This window comes from Blastococcus sp. SYSU D00868 (assembly GCF_054050575.1).
Window position 1 is genome coordinate 179777 of record NZ_JBJGZO010000007.1, and the last position, 18527, is coordinate 198303.

The 18527-nt window shown below is 76.5% G+C and carries 17 protein-coding genes, 1 pseudogene and 1 riboswitch; of the genes and pseudogenes, 10 read left to right on the forward strand and 8 right to left on the reverse strand.

Annotated features, from left to right (window positions below):
• Entirely contained in the window at positions 1-927 is a 927-nt protein-coding gene (locus ACI79F_RS09020) for a hypothetical protein (protein ID WP_456545924.1), read from the reverse strand.
• Between the two features lie 59 nt (positions 928-986).
• Here ACI79F_RS09020 and ACI79F_RS09025 point away from each other — a divergent pair, with 59 nt between their 5' ends.
• Positions 987-1964, forward strand: a complete 978-nt coding sequence (locus tag ACI79F_RS09025) for a sulfotransferase (protein WP_456545923.1) — start codon at positions 987-989, stop codon at positions 1962-1964.
• 3 nt (positions 1965-1967) lie between these two features.
• Here the strand turns inward: ACI79F_RS09025 and ACI79F_RS09030 are convergent, their stop codons facing one another.
• Positions 1968-2693 (reverse strand): Clp protease N-terminal domain-containing protein, encoded by a 726-nt coding sequence (locus tag ACI79F_RS09030; protein ID WP_456545922.1) that lies wholly within the window; start codon positions 2691-2693, stop codon positions 1968-1970.
• Between the two features lie 210 nt (positions 2694-2903).
• Here ACI79F_RS09030 and ACI79F_RS09035 point away from each other — a divergent pair, with 210 nt between their 5' ends.
• Positions 2904-3758 (forward strand): NmrA family NAD(P)-binding protein, encoded by an 855-nt coding sequence (locus ACI79F_RS09035; protein WP_456545921.1) that lies wholly within the window; start codon positions 2904-2906, stop codon positions 3756-3758.
• Here the strand turns inward: ACI79F_RS09035 and ACI79F_RS09040 are convergent, their stop codons facing one another.
• From ACI79F_RS09040 to ACI79F_RS09050, 3 genes are read right to left on the reverse strand one after another with little or no spacing between them, the layout of a single operon-like run.
• Entirely contained in the window at positions 3759-4805 is a 1047-nt protein-coding gene (locus tag ACI79F_RS09040) for a nitronate monooxygenase (RefSeq protein WP_456545920.1), read from the reverse strand.
• Between the two features lie 25 nt (positions 4806-4830).
• Entirely contained in the window at positions 4831-5451 is a 621-nt protein-coding gene (locus tag ACI79F_RS09045) for a Rho termination factor N-terminal domain-containing protein (protein ID WP_456545919.1), read from the reverse strand.
• 46 nt (positions 5452-5497) lie between these two features.
• Positions 5498-6805, reverse strand: coding sequence for a PP2C family protein-serine/threonine phosphatase (locus tag ACI79F_RS09050; protein WP_456545918.1), 1308 nt, complete (start codon positions 6803-6805; stop codon positions 5498-5500).
• 173 nt (positions 6806-6978) lie between these two features.
• On the opposite strand from ACI79F_RS09050, the gene ACI79F_RS09055 reads away from it, so the two are divergent.
• From ACI79F_RS09055 to ACI79F_RS09065, 3 genes are read left to right on the forward strand one after another with little or no spacing between them, the layout of a single operon-like run.
• The gene (locus ACI79F_RS09055; RefSeq protein ID WP_456545917.1) at positions 6979-7506 is read left to right on the forward strand and encodes a 2Fe-2S iron-sulfur cluster-binding protein; all 528 of its coding nucleotides are present in this window, start codon (positions 6979-6981) and stop codon (positions 7504-7506) included.
• A complete protein-coding gene (locus tag ACI79F_RS09060) occupies positions 7503-8519 on the forward strand; it encodes an FAD binding domain-containing protein (protein ID WP_456545916.1) in 1017 nt (338 codons plus the stop codon). Before ACI79F_RS09055 ends, ACI79F_RS09060 begins: the two co-directional genes overlap by 4 nt.
• Complete coding sequence (locus ACI79F_RS09065) at positions 8516-10609, forward strand: xanthine dehydrogenase family protein molybdopterin-binding subunit (protein WP_456545915.1); 2094 nt, start codon at positions 8516-8518, stop codon at positions 10607-10609. Before ACI79F_RS09060 ends, ACI79F_RS09065 begins: the two co-directional genes overlap by 4 nt.
• A 10-nt stretch (positions 10610-10619) precedes the next feature.
• On the opposite strand, the gene ACI79F_RS09070 is transcribed toward ACI79F_RS09065, so the two are convergent.
• Positions 10620-11804, reverse strand: coding sequence for a C40 family peptidase (locus ACI79F_RS09070; protein ID WP_456545914.1), 1185 nt, complete (start codon positions 11802-11804; stop codon positions 10620-10622).
• Between the two features lie 33 nt (positions 11805-11837).
• Positions 11838-11933, reverse strand: a riboswitch (cyclic di-AMP (ydaO/yuaA leader).
• Positions 11934-12283: 350 nt separating this feature from the next.
• Between ACI79F_RS09070 and ACI79F_RS09075 the strand changes: the two genes are divergently transcribed.
• Entirely contained in the window at positions 12284-13387 is a 1104-nt protein-coding gene (locus tag ACI79F_RS09075) for an L-dopachrome tautomerase-related protein (RefSeq protein ID WP_456545913.1), read from the forward strand.
• 289 nt (positions 13388-13676) lie between these two features.
• Positions 13677-13823, forward strand: a pseudogene (locus ACI79F_RS09080) (molybdopterin oxidoreductase family protein); the annotation flags it as partial.
• Between the two features lie 25 nt (positions 13824-13848).
• Here ACI79F_RS09080 and ACI79F_RS09085 read toward each other — a convergent pair.
• Together ACI79F_RS09085 and ACI79F_RS09090 are read right to left on the reverse strand one after the other, a co-directional pair.
• Positions 13849-14187, reverse strand: a complete 339-nt coding sequence (locus tag ACI79F_RS09085; RefSeq protein WP_456545912.1) for a four-helix bundle copper-binding protein — start codon at positions 14185-14187, stop codon at positions 13849-13851.
• Between the two features lie 70 nt (positions 14188-14257).
• Positions 14258-14602 carry a UBP-type zinc finger domain-containing protein gene (locus ACI79F_RS09090; RefSeq protein WP_456545911.1) on the reverse strand — a complete coding sequence of 115 codons (345 nt, stop codon included), beginning with the start codon at positions 14600-14602 and terminating at the stop codon, positions 14258-14260.
• Positions 14603-14730: 128 nt separating this feature from the next.
• Here ACI79F_RS09090 and ACI79F_RS09095 point away from each other — a divergent pair, with 128 nt between their 5' ends.
• Genes ACI79F_RS09095 through ACI79F_RS09105 form a run of 3 tightly spaced genes read left to right on the forward strand, consistent with a single transcriptional unit; the run spans position 14731 to position 18295 of the window.
• On the forward strand, positions 14731-16389 hold the full coding sequence (locus ACI79F_RS09095) for an FAD-dependent oxidoreductase (protein WP_456545910.1): 1659 nt from the start codon (positions 14731-14733) through the stop codon (positions 16387-16389).
• Positions 16386-17840, forward strand: coding sequence for an ATP-binding protein (locus tag ACI79F_RS09100; RefSeq protein ID WP_456545909.1), 1455 nt, complete (start codon positions 16386-16388; stop codon positions 17838-17840). Before ACI79F_RS09095 ends, ACI79F_RS09100 begins: the two co-directional genes overlap by 4 nt.
• Positions 17837-18295: a GNAT family N-acetyltransferase gene (locus ACI79F_RS09105; protein ID WP_456545908.1), complete on the forward strand. Its 459-nt coding sequence runs from the start codon at positions 17837-17839 to the stop codon at positions 18293-18295. Before ACI79F_RS09100 ends, ACI79F_RS09105 begins: the two co-directional genes overlap by 4 nt.
• The last annotated feature ends 232 nt before the right edge of the window (positions 18296-18527 follow it).

The following is an 18527-nucleotide window of genomic DNA, read 5'->3' on the forward strand; positions in this document are numbered from 1 at the left end:
TCAGCCGGGCAGGACGACGGTGCGCAGCTCGTGCGCCCCGTCGGCGCGCGTCGCCTCGTAGAACCACCGCGCCCCGCCGCCGGGCAGCGCGACGACGTCGGCGTAGCGCAGGCCGCCGGGCGGGTGCGGGCTCTGCAGGTACGGCCCGTCGTCGGCGGCCCGGAAGCCGAGCCCGCCGTCGTGCACGGCCAGCCCGGTCCGCTCCTCCCAGTTCTCCTCCGCGGTGGCCCGGCCGTCGTAGAGCGCCCAGGTGCGCGATCCGTCCAGGACGACGACGGTGAACCGCACCCCGCGGGCGTCCCAGCTCCCCTCGGTGCCGGCCAGCGCGGTGCCCCGCCACGTCCACGCGACGCCGTCGGGGCTGGTGGCGTGCTCGGTGGTCATCCGGTCGGTCGCGCCGGGGTCGTCCAGCGGGTGCACCGAGGCCCACAGGTGCCACTGCGTGCCGTCGAACCGCACCACGGGGTCCTTGACCGCCTCGGCGTCGCTGCCCGGCAGCACCGTCCTGGGTTCCGCGGTGGCCAGCCCCTCGACGGTGGCGGCCTCCAGCAGGTCGACCCGCCAGTGCTTCGTCCCCGGCGTGGCGCAGCTGACGTAGAGCCGCCACCGGCCCTCGGGGGTGCGCACCAGCGCGGGGCGCTCGAGCGACTCGGCGCCGAACCGGTCCTTGCCCAGGGCGGCCACCGGCTCGAAGCGCACGCCGTCGTCGGAGCGGGCCAGCACGTTGCCGAAGCCGCGTCCCTCGCCCACCGGCCGGCGCAGCCGGTAGGCCAGCCACCACGTGCCGTCGACCAGCTGCGCCGACGGCCCGCCCGCCCACGACCCCGGCCGGGCGTCCTCCGGCTCCACGACCACCTCGGCGTCGGCCCAGAGGCGGGCCGGGTCGGGCGGTCGCGGTGCGGGGGTGCGCGGGGGGATGGCGGTCACCGGGCGTGTCTACACCCCACGCGACGGCGCCCCGTCCGACGACTCCCTGGAGGGACCCGATGAGCGCACCGGCCGGCCGGCTGCCCGACTTCGTCATCGCCGGCGCCCCCAAGGCCGGGACGACGGCGCTGCACGCGGCGCTGGCGACCCACCCGCGGCTGTACCTCTCCCCGGTCAAGGAGCCGAAGTACTACCTGACCGAGGGCCGGCCGCCGCCGCGCAGCGGCCAGCGCGGCCCCGGCGACGCGCACAGCGCCCGCGAGTGGGTCTGGCGCCGCGACGAGTACCTCGCGCTGTTCGCCGGGGCGCCGGACGGCGCGGTGGCGGGGGAGAGCACGCCCTTCTACCTCTACGACCGGGCCGCGCAGGCCCGGCTGGCCGCCGACGTCCCGGCCGTCAGGGTGGTGGTGGTCGTGCGCGACCCGGTCGACCGGGCCCACAGCAACTGGGTCCACCTGCGCGCCGACGGCCTGGAGCCCGAGCCTGACTTCCTGGCCGCCGTCCGGCGCGAGGAGGAGCGGATCGCGGCGGGCTGGGCGCCGTTCTGGCACTACCGGGGGCTGTCCCGCTACGGCGAGCAGCTGCGCGACCTGTACCGGCACGTGCCCCGCGAGCAGGTCCTGCTGCTGCGCTACCGCGAGCTGGTCGACACCCCGCGCGACACCCTGGACCGGGTCAGCCGGTTCCTCGGCGTCGAGCCCGGGGTGGCGCACACGGTCGCCCCGGAGAACGTCAAGCCCTCGGTGGCCGACACCCCGCGGTACCGGGCCCTGGCCCGGGTCGCCCGGGCCGGCGCGGCGCTAGGCGCCTACGCGCCGCCGCAGGTGTGGCGGCAGGTCAGCCGGCCGCTGCTGGCGGCGCTGCACGCCGGCCGGGTGCCCCGCCCGGCGATGCCGGTCGAGGTGCGCCGGGAGGTCCTCGAGCCGCTGCTCGACGACATCGCGCTGCTCGAGGAGCTCACCGGCGAGTCGTTCGCCGACTGGCGGAAGGACACCGGCCGCGGCGACTTCCACAGCCGGTCCGCCGGCCGGGCCTGACGCTCAGGGGCGGGCGCACTCCGCGGCGGCGCGCAGCGCGGTCGCGATCTCCTCCTCCGCGCGGGCCGCGTCGACGCCGAGGCCGGTGAGCAGTCCCTCGCCGGCCTCCTGCTCCAGGAGCGCGAGCAGCAGGTGCTCGGTCCCCACGTGGTCGTGACCCATCCGCAGCGCGGTGCGGAAGGTGCCCTCGAGGACGGCCTTGGTGGCGTCGTCGAAGGGGATGAGGGCCGGGACCGGCGCGCCGGACGCCGGCGGCAGTGTCGCGGCGGCTGCCTCCCGGACCCGGTCCAGGGAGCGGGCGTGCGCCGCGACCACGCGGGCGCCGATGCCGTCGGGGTCGCGCACCAGCCCCAGCACCAGGTGGGCGGGGGAGACCTGGACCGCCCCCGCGGCGCGCGCCTCCTCCTGCGCGGCGACGACGACGTCGCGGGCCCGCGGGGTGAACCGGCTGAAGCCCTCCTGCGGGTCCATCGGCTTGTCGGCACGGCCGACGAAACGCTTCTGGGCGGCCTGCTTCGTGACCCCCATGCTGCGGCCGATCTCGGTCCACGAGGCGCCCCGCCGGCGGGCCTGGTCCACGAAGTGGCCGATGAGGGAGTCGGCGACCTCGCCGATGTGGTCGGCGACGAGCACCGCGTCGGAGAGCTGCTCCAGCGGGTCGGTGTGGACCCGGCGGATCGCGTCGATGAGGTCGTCGAGCCGGACCGGGACCTGCACGGGAGACGTCATGCGTCAACGCTAGGTTGACGGCAGTGGGGCCGTCAACCCCGGGTTGACGCCACCTCGGCCAGCACGATCTCGCCACTCCGCCCCGGGGCAGAAGTGCCACGTCGCCGTGGGGGACACAGGTGGTTGAAGGTTGGAACAACTCCCGGAGGAGCCGGGTTGCGGCCGTCAGGGGCGCCCGCGGGGCGCCCGCGCAACTGCTGGAGGAAGCACATGTCGATCGTCGTCACCGGGGCCACCGGACACCTGGGCCGCCTCGTCGTGGAGGAGCTGCTGGCCCGCGGCGTCCCGGCGGAGGACGTCGTCGCCGGCGGCCGCCGCGTCGAGGAGCTGACCGGCCTGGCCGGCCGCGGGGTCCGCGTGGCGCGGATCGACTACGACGACCCGGCGACCCTGGACGCCGTCCTCGGCGCGGGCGACCGGCTGCTGCTCGTCTCCGGCAACGACCCGGTCGCCCGCGTGGAGCAGCACCGGACCGTGCTGGCCGCCGCCGCCCGGGCCGGGGTCGCCCTGGTCGGCTACACGAGCATCCTCCGTGCCGACGACAGCCCGCTGGCCCTCGCCGAGACGCACCGGCAGACCGAGGCCGACGTGCGGTCGAGCGGCGTGCCCTTCGTGCTGCTGCGCAACGGCTGGTACACCGAGAACTACGCCCAGGCGCTGCAGGAGGCGGCCGCGACCGGCGCCGTCTCGGCCAGCGCCGGCGACGGCCGGGTGGCCAGCGCGACCCGGGCCGACTACGCCGCCGCGGCGGCCGCGGTACTGGCCGGAGACGGGCACGAGGGGCGGGTGTACGAGCTGTCCGGGGACACCGCCTGGAGCTTCGACGAGCTCGCCACCGCGGCCGCGGAGGTGCTCGGCCGCGAGGTCACCTACCGGCGGCTGACCACCGACGAGCACGTCGCCGCGCTCACCGCGGTCGGCCTCGACGAGCCCACCGCGCAGTTCGTCGCCGGGATGGACGCCGCGATCGCCGAGGGCGCCCTGGACTCGACCACCGGCGACCTCTCCCGCCTCTCCGGCCGCCCCACCACCCCGCTGGCCGAGGCGCTGCGCCCGCTCGCCTGATCAGAACCGGGCGGCGGCCAGCGCGTCCCGCGCCTCGGCGGCCAGCCGGGCGACCAGCTCGCCGGCCGGCAGCTCCTCGGCGAGCCGGTGCGCCTGCCCGGCCCACAGGTGCAGCTCCCCGGCGTCCCCGGCCGCCCGTGCCGCCGCCCGCAGCGGCTGGGTCAGCGCGTGCACCTCGGGATAGGCGGCCGGCGCGTCGGCGGGCAGCTCCGCCGTCGCCCGGTTGACCAGCGCGCGGGCGCGGCGGCCGGTGAACACGCGCGTCACCGTGGTCGGCCGGTCCTCCGCGAGGGCGGCGGCGTGCGCCGGCGCCGTCCCGGCCTCCGGGCAGCGCAGGAACGCCGTCCCCAGCTGGGCCAGCGACGCGCCGGCCGCGAGGACGGCGGCCACGCCGCGGCCGTCGGCGATCCCGCCGGCCGCGACGAGCGGCAGGTCGCTCACCCGGCGGACCAGGGCGAGCAGCGGCAGCAGCCCCAGCTGCTCCGGCTCGGCGTCGGACCCGCCGCCGCGGTGACCGCCGGCCTCCCAGCCCTGCACGACCAGGGCGTCGGCGCCGGCCGCGGTCGCCGCGACGGCGTCCTCGGGGGAGGTGACCGTCAGCCAGACGGGCACGCCCGCCGCGTGCAGCGCCTCGACCGACGCCGCGGGCGGCACGCCGAAGGCGAAGGAGACGACGGCCGGGCGCAGCTCGGCGAGGACGGCGACCTTGGCGGCGTGCTCGTCGTCGGTGTGCACCGGCTCGCCCAGCCGGGCGCCCAGCGCCGCCGCCCGCGGCTCGAGCAGCCGCGCGTACGCCGGGACGCGGGCGGCCTCGGCGGCGTCGGCCGCCACCGGGCTGAAGACGTTCACGCCGAACGGTGCCGGGGAGGCGGCCCGCAGCTGGACGACCTGCTCGGCCACCTGATCGGCCGTGCGGTATCCGGCGGCGAGGGAGCCCAGCCCCCCGGCGCCCCCGACGGCCGCGGCCAGCGCCACGGTGGACGGGCCACCGGCCATCGGGGCGGCGACGACGCGGGCCGGGACCGGGGGCAGGGGCAGCGGGGGCACGCCGGTCAGCCTGCCCCCGGTGCGGTCAGCCGTCCTCGCGGTGCGGGCTCTCCAGGCGGAAGAACGTGCTCTGGTGCCCGTCCTTGCGCTCCTCCTGGTAGATGAAGTTCAGCTCGCGGGCGTCGAAGGTGGCGAACCACTCCTCCCAGCCGACCTTGCGCAGGCCGTCGTCGTCGCCGCCGAAGTCCAGGCGCAGCACGCCGAGGTGGTCGCCGTGCTCGGTGCCCGGGACGGTCGCAGGCTCGCCGCCGCGCTCCTCGGCCCACTGACGGATCACCTCGTGGCTGGTCGTCGCCAGGCTGCGGCCGGGGCGCTCCGGGTCCTCGTCGGGCGAGGTGACCTCCTGCGAGTACTTCAGCGACCTCGACGTCTGCTCGCCGGTGCGCAGGTGCCCGCCGTCGGGCCCGGCGTCGCCGGGCTCCCCGGCGCCCGAGCCGCCGCCCGACCCGCCGTCCGACCCGCCGTCCGACCCACCCGCCCCGCCGCCGCGGGCCTGCTCGGACAGCGCGGCGACCAGCTCCTCCTTCTTCATCGACGACGTGCCCTCGATCCCGGCGTCCTTCGCCCGGTCGCGGAGCTCGTCGACCTTCGCCTCCCGCAGCTCGGTCTCGCTCAGTCCGGGGGTGTTCGGTGTCTCGTTGGCCATGGCGTGCGCGTACCCCCGCCCGCCGGTGACACGCGCGCGGGCGGGCTCAACCGCCGCCCTCGTCGGTCGGGCTGGCCTCGGGGACGTCGGGGGCCAGCTCGTCGTCGCGCGGGGGCCGCTGCCACTCGACGAGCAGCAGCGAGGCGTCGTCGCTGGTGCGGCCGGCGCGGGCGGCCATGAGGGCGTGCGAGAGGCGCCGTACCGACTCGGCGGCCGACAGCCCCTCGGTCGTCGTCGCCTCGATCAGCTCGCGCAGCCGGGCCTCGCCGAACTGCTCGCCGTCGTCGAGCCGCTCCTCGACGACGCCGTCGGTGAAGAAGAGCACGCGGTCGCCGGGCTCCAGCCGCACGGACTCCACCCGCGGCGGCGCGTCGGCCAGGCCCAGCGGCCGCGACACCTGCCCGGTGAGCTCGTCGACCACCCGGCCGCCGCGCACCCACAGCGGTGCGGGGTGGCCGGCGTTGACCCAGGTCAGCTCGCCCGTCTCGCTGTCGAGGCGGGCGATCTGCGCGGTGGCGAACCGGCCGGGGAACGACGTCCGGACGACGCGGTCCATCGCGGCGTACAGCTCGGGCAGCTCGCCGCCCCCACCGCCGCCGCGCCGGCCGTGCCGGTAGGCGGCGATCACCACCGTGGCCATCGTGGCCGCGTCCAGGCCATGGCCCATCGCGTCGAAGACGCCGACGTCGAGCACGTGCTCGTTGAGCGCGAAGTCGTACGCGTCGCCGCCGACGGAGTAGGCCGGTTCGAGGATCCCCGCGAGGTCGACGTCGGGCGTGGTCATCGACAGCGGCGGCAGCGTCGCCCACTGCAGCTGTGCGGCCAGCGTCATCGGCTCGGCGGTGCGGGCCCGGGCGAAGGTGTCGGTGTACTCGGCCTTCGTGACGACGAGGTCGGCCACCAGGCCCGCCAGCCGCAAGGCCAGCGTCCGGTCGGCGGCGTTCACCGCGGGCAGCCGCAGCGACAGCACCCCGACGCGCGCCGAGCCGTCGAGCATCGGGAGGAACAACCGCACCGACCCGTCGGGCTGCCGGTGCTCGACCGGTTCGTCGGTGGCGAAGGCGCGGCCGGCCGGGCTGCCGTCGATCGGCGTCCGCTCGCCGGTGAGGCCCTCGCCCTCCAGGGGCTGCAGGTGCCGCTGGTCGTAGTCCTGCAGGAAGATCGCGACGTCGCTGCCTCCGGCCGCCCGGACCTCCTGCGCCACCAGCGGCCCGACCAGCCGCGGCGGGCTCAGGTGGGCCCGGTCGAGCAGCGAGCCGAGCAGCGCCTCACCCACGCTCTCCACCACCGGCCGGTCGCCGTGGACCGGCCGGAACCCGACCGGCGGCGCGTCCTCCTCGTCTGCCGCTGTCACCGTCCGACCATGCGCGCCCGCCTCCGCGGGCAAACGTCCCGCCCGGAGATCAGGACGGATCGAGGGCGACCTGGGTGACCCACGGGTCCGGTCCTGTCCGGCCCGCGGTGGGCAGGAGCGACGCGCCTGCCCACGGGTTTGCCACGCCGTGAGCAGCGGGCACCTGCGGCGCCATGCAGCCAGCCGGCACGGATGCCGAGATCTCCCTGACCGTCGACGGCCAGCAGCACCGTTTGACCGTCGACACCCGCACGACGCTGCTCGATGCGCTGCGCGAGCGGCTGGGCAACACCAGCCCGAAGAAGGGCTGCGACCACGGCCAGTGCGGCGCCTGCACCGTGCTGCTGGACGGCGACCGGGCGCTCAGCTGCCTGGCGCTGGCCGTCGCGCACGACGGCGCCGAGGTCACCACCGCCGACGGCCTCGCCGGCGACGACGGGCTGCACCCGGTGCAGCAGGCGTTCCTCGACCGGGACGCCCTCCAGTGCGGCTACTGCACGCCGGGCCAGGTCTGCTCCGCCGTCGGCCTGCTCGACGAGGTCCGCCGCGGCTGGCCGAGCCACGTCGGCGAGGACCTCACCGCCGATCCCGAGCTCACCCACGACGAGGTCGCCGAGCGGATGAGCGGCAACCTCTGCCGCTGCGGCGCCTACGCGAACATCGTCCCGGCCGTGCAGCAGGCGGGGGGCGTGCAGGCGTGAAGCCCTTCGCCTTCGCCCGGCCGGCCGACGAGGCCGAGGCCGTGCGCACCGTCGCCGCGCAGCCGGGTGCGGTCTTCCTGGCCGGTGGCACCAACCTCGTCGACCACCTCAAGCTCGGCGTCGCCCGCCCCGACCTCGTCGTCGACGTCCGCCGGCTGACCAGCCGCGAGGTCACCGACACCGCCGACGGCGGCCTGCGCATCGGCGCCGCCGTCACCAACAGCGAGCTGGCCGCCGACCGCCGGGTGCGCGAGCGGTACCCGGTCCTGGCCCAGGCGCTGCTCGCCGGGGCGACCGGGCAGCTGCGCAACCTCGCCACCACCGGCGGCAACCCGCTGCAGCGCACCCGGTGCGTGTACTTCCAGGACGTCAGCACCCCGTGCAACAAGCGGGAGCCCGGCAGCGGCTGCTCGGCCGTCGGCGGCTACACCCGCTACCACGCCGTCCTCGGCGTGCCCGCCGCCCTGCCGGACGCGGGCGACCCGGCCACCTGCATCGCCACCCACCCGTCGGACATGGCGGTCGCGCTGGCCGTCCTCGACGCGCAGGTGCAGGTGCTCGGCCCGGCCGGGGCCCGCACGATCCCGTTCGCCGAGCTGCACCGGCTGCCCGGCGACGACCCCTCCCGCGACACCGTCCTCGAGCACGGCGAGCTGATCACGGCCATCGACCTGCCCCCGCTGCCGGCCGGCGCCCGCTCGGCCTACCGCAAGGTCCGCGACCGGGCCTCCTACGCGTTCGCGCTGGTGTCGGTCGCCGCCGTGATCGCCGGCGACGACGTCCGGATCGCCCTCGGCGGGGTGGCGCACAGGCCGTGGCGGGCGGCCCGGGCGGAGGAGGTCCAGGCCGGCGGCCCGCTCACCGAGGACAGGGTCCGGCACGCCATGGAGGTCGAGCTGACCAGCGCCCAGCCCCAGCCCGGGGTGGACGGCGGCAACGGCTTCAAGATCCCGCTGGTGACCCGCACCGTCGTCGCCACCGTCCGCGACCTCACCCCGGAGGTGGCCGCATGACCGAGCTGCTGGAGCCCCGCGCGATCGGCCGCGACACCGTCCGCCGCGACGGCGAGGCCAAGGTGCGCGGCACCGCGACCTACGCCATCGAGACGCCGGTCGAGCACCCGGCGTTCGTCCACCCGGTGCAGGCCACCGTCGCCCGGGGCCGGGTCACCGCCGTCGACACCGCGGCCGCCGAGGCGCTCGACGGGGTGCTGACCGTCCTCACCCACGAGAACGCCGAGCGGCTGGCCTCCACCGACGACCGCGAGTTCGCCGTCCTGCAGGGCGACGAGGTCGCCTTCCGCGGGCAGGTCGTCGCCCTCGTGGTCGCCGAGACCTCGGAGCTGGCCCGGCAGGCCGCCGACGCCGTCCGGGTGACCTACGCCGAGCAGCCGCACGACAGCACCCTCCGGGAGGACCACCCCGAGCTGTACGCGCCGGAGCAGGTGAACGCGGGTCACGAGACCGACACCGCCGAGGGCGACGTCACCGCCGCGATGGCGACCGCGCACGTGACGGTCGAGGAGACCTACTCGACGGCGATGTACCACAACAACCCGCTCGAGCCGCACGCGACGACTGCGCTGTGGGACCCGGCCGCCGAGGTCCCGCTGACCCTGTGGGACTCCACCCAGGGCGTGCACCCCGACCGGGCCGCGGTGTGCGAGGTGTTCGGCCTCGAGCAGGAGCAGGTCCGGGTCGTCTGCCCGTACGTCGGCGGCGGGTTCGGCTCCAAGGGCACCCCGCACGCGCACGTCTTCCTCGCCGCGATGGCCGCCCGCGCGCTGCCCGGCCGGCCGGTCAAGCTCGGCCTGACCCGGCAGCAGATGTTCTCCCTCGTCGGCTACCGGACGCCGACCATCCAGCGGATGCAGCTGGCCGCCGACCGCACCGGCCGGCTGCGGGCCATCGCGATCGACGTGGTCGAGCAGACCTCGCGGATCAAGGAGTACGCGGAGCAGACCGGCGTCCCCACCCGGATGATGTACGCCGCACCCAACCGGCGGACGACGCACCGGCTGGCCCCGCTCGACGTGCCCGTGCCCTCGTGGATGCGCGCGCCGGGGGAGTGCCCGGGCATGTTCGGTCCCGAGGTCGCGATGGACGAGCTGGCCGAGCGGCTGGGCATCGACCCGGTCGAGCTGCGCATCCGCAACGAGCCCGAGGTCGACCCGGAGACCGGCAAGCCGTGGTCGAGCCGCAACCTGGTGCAGTGCCTGCGCGAGGGCGCGCAGCGGTTCGGCTGGGCCGGCCGGCCGCCGGCGCGGCACCGCGACGGCGCCTGGCTGGTGGGCACGGGCGTGGCGTCGTCGGTCTACCCGACAATGCGCCAGGCGAAGTCCACCGCGCGGATCCGCTACGCCGAGGGCCGGTACGTCGCCGAGATCGGCGCCGCCGACCTCGGCACCGGCGCCTGGACGGTGCTGCCGCAGATCACCGCCGACGCCCTCGGCGTCGACCCCGACGAGGTCGACGTGCGGATCGGCGACACCCGCTACCCGATCGCCTCGGTGGCCGGCGGCTCCTCCGGCACCAACACGTGGGGGTCGGCGCTCACGGTGGCGGCGCGCGAGTTCCGCACCAAGTACGGCCGCTCGCCGGCCGACGGCGACGAGGTCACCGGGGACGTCGACCAGGCGGCGAAGGACGACGCGCACGCCGCCTACGCCTTCGGCGCCCAGTTCGCCGAGGTGCGGGTGCACGCCGACACCGGCGAGATCCGGGTGCCGCGGCTGTACGGCGTCTTCGGGGCGGGCCGGATCGTCAACCCGCGGACGGCGCGCTCGCAGTTCCTGGGCGGGATGACCATGGGCCTGTCCATGGCGCTGCACGAGAACAGCGTCTGGGACGACCGCATCGGCCAGGTCGCCAACCACGACCTGGCCGAGTACCACGTGACCGTGAACGCCGACGTCGGCGACCTGCAGGCGCACTGGCTCGACGAGCACGACCCGTACGTCAACGCGATGGGCAGCAAGGGCATCGGCGAGATCGGCATCGTCGGGACGGCGGCGGCGGTGGTCAACGCCGTGCACCGGGCGACCGGGATCCGGGTGCGCGACCTGCCGGTCACGCTGGACAAGCTGCTGCCGGGCCTGCCCTGACCGACCGCGCTCAGACGATGCGGCGGGCGCTGTTGTAGCCGGGCATCGAGTCGACCGGCGCGATCTTCACCGGCTGCCCGTAGGTCGAGGCGTGCACCATCTGCCCGTTGCCGATGTACATCCCGACGTGGCTGACCGGGCTGTAGAAGAACACCAGGTCGCCGGGCTGCAGGTCGGCCCGGGACACCGGCGTCCCCATCTGCGACTGCATCCGGCTGGAGTGCGGCAGCGAGATCCCGGCCGCCCGGTAGGCGAACGAGGTGAGTCCCGAGCAGTCGAAGGAGTCCGGTCCGGCCGCGGCCCACACGTAGGGGTCGCCGCGCTGGGCCAGCGCGGTGTCCACCGCGACCTGCGCGGCCGGCCCGGGCGCACGCACCGCGACCGGCGCCGGCGGGGGAGCGGCGGACGCGGGGGCGGGCCGGGGTGCCTGCGGCACCGGCGCCGGGGCGGGTGCCGGCGCGGCGTCCTCCGCGGCCTGCTCCTCCGCCGCCTGCTCCGCGGCGGCCTGCTCGGCGGCGGCCTGCTCGGCCGCCGCCCGTGCCGCCGCCTCGGCGGCGGCACGCTCGGCCGCCTCGCGGGCGGCCTGCTCCTCGGCGAGCAGCCGGTCGTAGTCGGCCTGGAACGCGGCGACCTGCTCCTCCAGGCCGGCCTGCTGGGCGGTCACGTCGTCGAGCAGGTCCTGCGCCTGCGCGGCGGTGGCGTCGGCCTCGGCGCGGGCGGCCGCGGCGGCGTCGTCGGTGGCGACCGCCTGGTCGAGGACGCCGTTGTTGTGGTCGGCGATCGTCTGCAGCGTGCCCACCCGGTCGAGCAGCTCGTCGGCCGAGCCGCTGGTCAGCATCGCCTCCACCGAGCCCAGCCGGTCGCCGGTCCAGACGCTGCGGGCGACCTCGCGCACGCGGTCCCGGGCGCCGGCGAGCGCGGCCTCGGCGGCGGCGACGGCGTCGGCCGCGCGGGTCGCGTCGGCCTGGGCGGCGCGCAGCCGCTCGCGGGCCTCGTTGAACTGCTCGGTGACGACCTCCAGCTCGTGCGCCCGGTCGGCCAGCAGCGCGGCGGCCTCCTCGGAGGTGCCGGGGGCGGGGTCCGCGGGCGCGCCCAGCGCGGGGGCCGGCGCGATCGCGACGGTGCCGGCGGCGGCGAGGACGAGGAGCGTGCGGGTGCCGGGCAGCCGGCGGGCGGGGACGTGCGAGCGCGCCATGGGGCGGCGGGTTCCTCTCTTCCACGGCCGCCTACCGGGTTAGCTGACGGGTTCGGGCGGGAAGTCGCCCGGCACCGCGGCCGTCGTGGCCGCGCGTGCTTCACCCCGGGACTGCGTTGGGTCCCCGGTCCCGCGGCCGGTCTGCTGCCGGCCGCCGGTTCGGCGGCGTCCGGCCGGCCGCTCCTGGTGGAACGGGACGCACCGCCCGGACCCGGGGAACGGTAGGTGCGGGTCCCGCCGACCCGCCCGCCTGCGGAACGGATCCGTCCCGATGACCGGGGCCGGCAGCGCGCGTTCGCCACCCTGCGCAGCCGCCGTGCCCGGGACCGTGACGACGGTTGCGCCGCACATCCATCGACGCGTGCACCTGCGGGACGCCGGGTAGGCCGGGCACCACCGGCCGCCCGATCGGCGCGCCCGTCCGCCGCCGAGCCGAGGCGGCAGCCCCCGTCCCACCCACCGATGCGAGGAGCCGCTCCGTGGCGTCGTCCGAACCGGCCACCCACGAGACCCTCGGCGGGCTCGAGGTCGTCCACACCTTTGCCGGCGCGATGCCCACCGGCGTCACCGTCTCGCACACCGGCCGGGTCTTCGTCTGCTACCCGAAGTGGGGCGACGACGTGGGCTTCACCGTCGGCGAGGTGCGGGACGGCCGCGAGGTCGCCTTCCCGAGCCAGCAGCAGAACGACAACGTGAGCGACGCCGACCCCGAGCGGTTCGTGTCGGTGCAGAGCGTCGTCGTCGACCCGGCGGACCGGCTCTGGGTGCTCGACACCGGCAGCCCGATGTTCCAGCCGACCGAGCCGGGTGGGCCGAAGCTGGTCTGCGTCGACCTGAGCACCGACGAGGTGGTGCAGACGATCCTGTTCCTGACCGACGTCGCGCTCCCGACCACCTACCTCAACGACGTCCGGTTCGACCTGCGCCGCGGCGAGGCCGGGACGGCCTTCATCACCGACTCCTCCGATTCCGGACCCAACGCGGTCATCGTCGTCGACCTGGCGTCGGGGGCGTCGTGGCGGCGGCTGCACGAGCACCCGAGCACGAAGGCGGTGCCGCCGCCGGACCTGCGCATGGTGGTCGAGGGCCAGGAGTTCACCGAGCGCGCCGAGGACGGGACGACGTCGCCCATCTGCATGGGCGCCGACGGGATCGCGATCTCCGCCGACGGCGACCGGCTCTTCTACTGCCCCATGGCCGGCCGGCGCTGGTACAGCGTGTCGGTCGACGCGCTGGCCGACCGGTCGGCCGACGACGACGCCGTGGCCGCCACCGTCCGCGACGAGGGCGACAAGGGCTGCGTCAGCGACGGGCTGGAGACCGACGACGCCGGCCGCCTCTACGTGACCGACGGCGAGCACGACGCCGTGCACCGGCGGCTGCCCGACGGCAGCTGGGAGACCGTCGTGTCCGACCCGCGGCTGCTGTGGCCCGACACCATGTCGGTCGCCGCCGGCTTCCTCTACGTCACCGCCAACCAGCTGTACCGGCAGGCCAGGTACCGCGGGGGCAGGGACGAGCGGCGCAGGCCCTACGTGCTGTTCCGGACGCCGATCGACGCCGGCCCCGTCCGGCTGCGCTGAGCGGAGCCGGCCATGCCCCGCACCGACCGGATCGCCGAGCCCTGGGGGACGCGGACGCCGTACGGGCCTGTCCTACGCCCGGCTGCGCGGCGGCAGCGGCGTCCAGTGGCCGGTCGCCGACGACGCCCCCGACGGCACCGAGCGGCTGTACGCCGGCGGCCGGTTCCTGGCCCACCCCGACCACTGCGAGAGCTACGGCCGCGACCTGGTCACCGGGGCGCCGTTCGAGGAGAGCGAGTACCGGGCGCTCAACCCGGAGGGGGCGGGCGGTCCTCCGGCGGCGGAGTACGTGCCGCCGCACGAGCTGCCCGACGACGAGCACCCGTTCCAGCTGGTCACCGGGCGGACGCTGTACCACGTCCACACCCGCACCGAGACCGGCCGGGCGCCGCAGCTGCAGGCGGCCGCGCGGGAGGTGTGGGTGGAGATGTCCGCCGCCGACGCGGCCGGGACGCCGGCGCTCAGCCGAGCGCGGCCAGCAGGTCGCGGCAGGCCTGCTCGCAGCGCCGGCATGCCTCGGCGCAGACCCGGCAGTGCTCGTGCATCTCCGCGTGCTGCGCGCACTCGTCGCCGCACTCCCGGCAGGCGGTCGCGCACGCCTCGAGCACCGCCCGCGCCACGCTGGAGTCGTGACCGGCCCGGCGGGTGAGCACCCGGGCGGTGGCGGCGCAGACGTCGGCGCAGGCGGTGCAGGCCTCCGCGCACTGGATGCAGGCGTCGATGCAGGCGACGAGCGCGTCGGCGGCCGGTCCGCTGCCGGCGTGCGGGTGGGTGGCGAGCATCTGCGCGGTGACGGTCATGCGCGGGTCCCTACCCGGGCCACGCCGACGGATGCCGCTCCGCCCGGTGCAGCCGCTCGGTTGCCGCGGCTCAGTGCAGCCGGGACCGCCAGTCCGCCGGGACGCGGCCGCGCGGACCGGGCGCCGGCTGGTCCAGCGGGTGGTGCTGCGGCGGCGCGAGCGGGGCGCCGCGGACCGGGGCCTCGGCGGTGAAGTCCCAGAACCAGTCCTCGCCGGGCTCGAAGCTGCGGATCACCGGGTGCCCGGTCTGCGCGGCGTGCGCGCGGGCGTGCTGCGAGGGGGAGGAGTCGCAGCAGCCGACGTGCCCGCAGGCGGCGCACCGGCGCAGGTGGAACCACCAGCCGGCGGAGGCCTCGCACTCGACGCAGCCGGGGCCGCTGGGCGGGACGGACGGGTCGATCGCGGGCGTGGTCACGGGTGCCACCGTAGGGACGGAGGCGGTCGTGCGACAGCCTGTCGGAGCAGGCCCGCAGCGGGCTAGCGTGGACCGCCCGCCGACGCCGCCGGGCGCTCCTGTTCCGACGTCCCAGGAGGCCGCCCCCGATGAACCGCCCGGTCCTGCTCTCCGTCGACGACGACCCCCAGGTCTCGCGCGCGGTCGCCCGGGACCTCCGCCGCCGGTTCGGCGAGGACTGCCGCATCGTGCGGGCGTCCTCCGGCGCCGAGGCGATGGAGGCGCTGCGCGAGCTGAAGCTGCGCGGGGAGCCGGTGGCCGTGCTGCTGGCCGACTACCGCATGCCGCAGATGAACGGCATCGAGTTCCTCGAGCAGGCGATGGACCTGTTCCCGCGGGCCCGCCGCGCGCTGCTCACCGCCTACGCCGACACCGACGCCGCCATCGCGGCGATCAACCTGGTCGACGTCGACGCCTACCTGCTCAAGCCGTGGGACCCGCCCGAGGAGAAGCTCTACCCGGTCGTGGACACCATGCTCGACGCCTGGCGGGCCAGCCCGGCGGCGGCCGCGCAGGAGGTCAAGCTGGTCGGCCACCGCTGGTCGCCGGCGTCCTTCCGCGCGCGGGACCTGCTCGCGCGCAACGCCGTCCCGTACCGCTGGTTCAGCGTCGAGGAGCCCGAGGGACAGCGGCTGCTGGAGGCGGCCGGGGCGAGCGAGGACGACGTCCCGGTCGTCGTCACCCCCGAGGGCCAGGTGCTGCGCGCGCCGGGCGACGCCGAGCTGGCCGCCGTCGTCGGCCTGAGCGTCGACGCCCGCGAGGAGTTCTACGACCTGGTCGTGGTCGGCGGCGGCCCGGCCGGGCTCGGGGCCGCGGTGTACGGCGCCTCCGAGGGGCTGCGCACCGTGCTGGTCGAGCGGGAGGCCACCGGCGGGCAGGCCGGGCAGAGCAGCCGGATCGAGAACTACCTGGGCTTCCCCGACGGCGTCTCCGGCGGCCAGCTCGCCGACCGGGCCCGCCGGCAGGCCGGCAAGTTCGGCGCGGAGGTGCTGCTGACCCGCGACGTCGTCGCGCTGGAGACGCACGGGCCCAAGCGGGTGCTGCGGTTCGCCGACGGCGGCAGCATCGCCGCGCACGCCGTCGTCCTGGCCACCGGGGTCTCCTACCGCAGCCTCGGGGTCGACGGCGCCGACGACCTGACCGGCCGCGGCGTCTTCTACGGCTCCGCGCTGACCGAGGCGGCCTCGTGCGCCGGCAAGGACGTCTTCATCGTCGGCGGCGCCAACTCCGCCGGGCAGGCCGCGGTCTTCTTCGCCCGGCACGCGCGGTCGGTCACCATGCTCGTGCGGGGGCCGTCGCTGGAGGCGTCGATGTCCCACTACCTCATCGAGCAGATCGCCCAGATCCCGCAGATCACCGTGCGCTGCTGCACCACCGTCGTCGAGACGCACGGCAGCGACCACCTGGAGTCGCTGACGCTGCAGGACGAGGGGACCGGCGCCCGGGAGACCGTGCCGGCCAGCCACCTGTTCGTCTTCATCGGCGGCGCGCCGCGCACCGGCTGGCTGGACGGCGTGGTGGTCCGCGACGACCGCGGGTTCATCCCGACCGGCCCGGAGCTGCTGGCCGACGGCGACCGGCCCCGCGGCTGGGCGCTGGACCGCGACCCGTGGCTGCTGGAGTCCAGCGTGCCGGGGGTGTTCGTCGCCGGCGACGTGCGGGCCGACTCGGTCAAACGGGTCGCCTCGGCCGTCGGCGAGGGCGCGCTGGCGGTCACGCTGGTGCACCGCTACCTGGGGGAGCGGTGACCGCCTCCGCGCTGGGGCCGGCCCCGGCGCACCTGGCGCCCGAGGAGCTGCGCGGGCTGTTCCTGTTCGAGGACCTCAACGCCGGGCAGCTGGCCTGGGTGGCGGAGAACGGCGACGTCGTCGACTGCCCGGCCGGCACCGAGGTGTCGGTCGAGGGCCAGCCCGCCGAGTGCTTCTTCGTGCTGCTCGCCGGGACGATGAGCATGGTCCGGCGGGTCGGCGGCGACGAGGTCGAGACGGTGCGCACCGACTCCCGCGGCGTCTACTCCGGCGCCGTGCAGTTCTACGCCGGCGACCGGATCACCCAGGTCTACCCGGCGACGGTCCGCGCGGTCACCGACTGCCGGTTCCTCGCGCTGCCGGCCGGGCCGTTCGCCGCGGTGTTCCGGCAGTGGTACCCGATGGCCGTGCACCTGCTGGAGGGCATGTTCGTCGGCAGCCGGAACGCCGCGGAACTGGTCGGCCAGCGGGAGCGGCTGCTGGCGCTGGGCAAGCTGACCGCGGGGCTCACCCACGAGCTGAACAACCCCGCCGCGGCCGCCGCGCGGGCCACCGCGGCGCTGCGGGAGCGGATCGCCGGGATGCGGCACAAGCTCGCGCTGCTGTCGGACGGGCACATCCCCGGCGACATGCTGGGCGCGCTCACCACGCTGCAGGAGGACTTCCTCGCGCGGATCGGCCCGGCCGCCGAGATGGGCGCCGTGGAGCGCGCGGACCTGGAGGACGAGCTCGGCGAGTGGCTCGAGGAGCGCGACGTGGCGCGCGCCTGGGACCTCGCCGGCGTGTTCGTCGGGGCGGGCCTGGGGCCGCTGGACCTCGAGCGCGTCGCCGACGCGGTGACGCCGTCCTTCCTGCCCGCGGCGCTGCAGTGGCTGGCCTACACCGTCGAGACCGAGACGCTGGTGGCCGAGATCGCCGAGAGCACCGGCCGGATCTCCGCGCTCGTGGACGCCGCCAAGCAGTACTCGCAGATGGACCGCGCCCCGCACCAGGCCGCCGACCTGCACGCCGGGCTCGACGCCACGCTGACCGTGATGAGCGGCAAGATCGCCTCCGGGGTCACGGTGGTCCGCGACTACGACCGGTCGCTGCCCCGGGTGCCGGCCTACGTCGGCGAGCTCAACCAGGTGTGGACCAACCTGGTCCACAACGCCCTCGACGCCATGGCCGGCTCCGGGACGCTGACCCTGCGCACGGCCCGGGACGGCGACTGCGCCCTGGTCGAGATCGGTGACACCGGGCCCGGCATCCCCGACGAGCTGCGCCGCCGGGTGTTCGAGCCGTTCTTCACCACCAAGCCGGTCGGCCAGGGCACCGGCCTGGGGCTGGACGTCTCCTGGCGGATCGTGGTCAACCGGCACGGCGGGGACCTGCGGGTGGAGTCGCGGCCCGGCGACACCCGGTTCCAGGTGCGGCTGCCGCTGGAGGAGCCGGCGCCGGCCGCACCGTGACGGCCGTCGTCCCGCTGGACCCGGCCGGCGACGCGGCGCTGGCCGCGGACCTGCTGCGGCTGCAGCGGGAGGCCTACGCGGTCGAGGCCGCGCTGCTCGGAGACGACCGGATCCCGCCGCTGCACGAGGACCTGGCCGCGCTGCGCGCCGCGCCGCTGCGCTGGGCCGGGGCCCGCGCGGACGGCCGGCTGGCCGGCGCGGTGGCCTGGACCGACGAGGGCGACCTGGTCGACGTCCACCGGCTGGTCGTGGCGGCGTCGGCGGCGCGGCGGGGGATCGGGACGGCGCTGGTGTCCGCCGTCCTCGCCGCGGCCGGCGCCCGGCCGACCGTGGTCGCCACCGGCCGGGACAACGCGCCGGCCCGCGCGCTCTACCAGCGGCTGGGTTTCGTGCCCACCGGCGACCGCGAGGTGCTGCCCGGCCTCTGGGTGACCGGCTTCCGGCACGCCCCCTGACCGGTCGCGGCGGGAGCCCCGGTCCCGCCGTCAGCGCCGACGGCGGGGGAGCAGGCCGTCGAGGAAGGCCGACCACAGCACGCTGCTGAGCGGCTTCCTGGTGACCCGGCCACCTCGTGGGCGATCGACGCTCCCGGTGGCTCTCCTGACCGGCGCCCGGCGGGCCGGCTGGGGGAGCCGGCGGGGCGGCGGGTCCCGACGCTGTGTCGCCTTGGTGGTCATGGCGGCGTCC

Excerpts from the sequence above, each read along its gene's own strand:
- ACI79F_RS09025 (WP_456545923.1), top strand. The coding sequence starts at position 987 with ATGAGCGCACCGGCCGGCCGGCTGCCCGACTTCGTCATCGCCGGCGCC.
- ACI79F_RS09030 (WP_456545922.1), bottom strand. The coding sequence starts at position 2,693 with ATGACGTCTCCCGTGCAGGTCCCGGTCCGGCTCGACGACCTCATCGAC.
- ACI79F_RS09035 (WP_456545921.1), top strand. The coding sequence starts at position 2,904 with ATGTCGATCGTCGTCACCGGGGCCACCGGACACCTGGGCCGCCTCGTC.
- ACI79F_RS09045 (WP_456545919.1), bottom strand. The coding sequence starts at position 5,451 with ATGGCCAACGAGACACCGAACACCCCCGGACTGAGCGAGACCGAGCTG.
- ACI79F_RS09055 (WP_456545917.1), top strand. The coding sequence starts at position 6,979 with ATGCAGCCAGCCGGCACGGATGCCGAGATCTCCCTGACCGTCGACGGC.
- ACI79F_RS09065 (WP_456545915.1), top strand. The coding sequence starts at position 8,516 with ATGACCGAGCTGCTGGAGCCCCGCGCGATCGGCCGCGACACCGTCCGC.
- ACI79F_RS09070 (WP_456545914.1), bottom strand. The coding sequence starts at position 11,804 with ATGGCGCGCTCGCACGTCCCCGCCCGCCGGCTGCCCGGCACCCGCACG.
- ACI79F_RS09085 (WP_456545912.1), bottom strand. The coding sequence starts at position 14,187 with ATGACCGTCACCGCGCAGATGCTCGCCACCCACCCGCACGCCGGCAGC.
- ACI79F_RS09095 (WP_456545910.1), top strand. The coding sequence starts at position 14,731 with ATGAACCGCCCGGTCCTGCTCTCCGTCGACGACGACCCCCAGGTCTCG.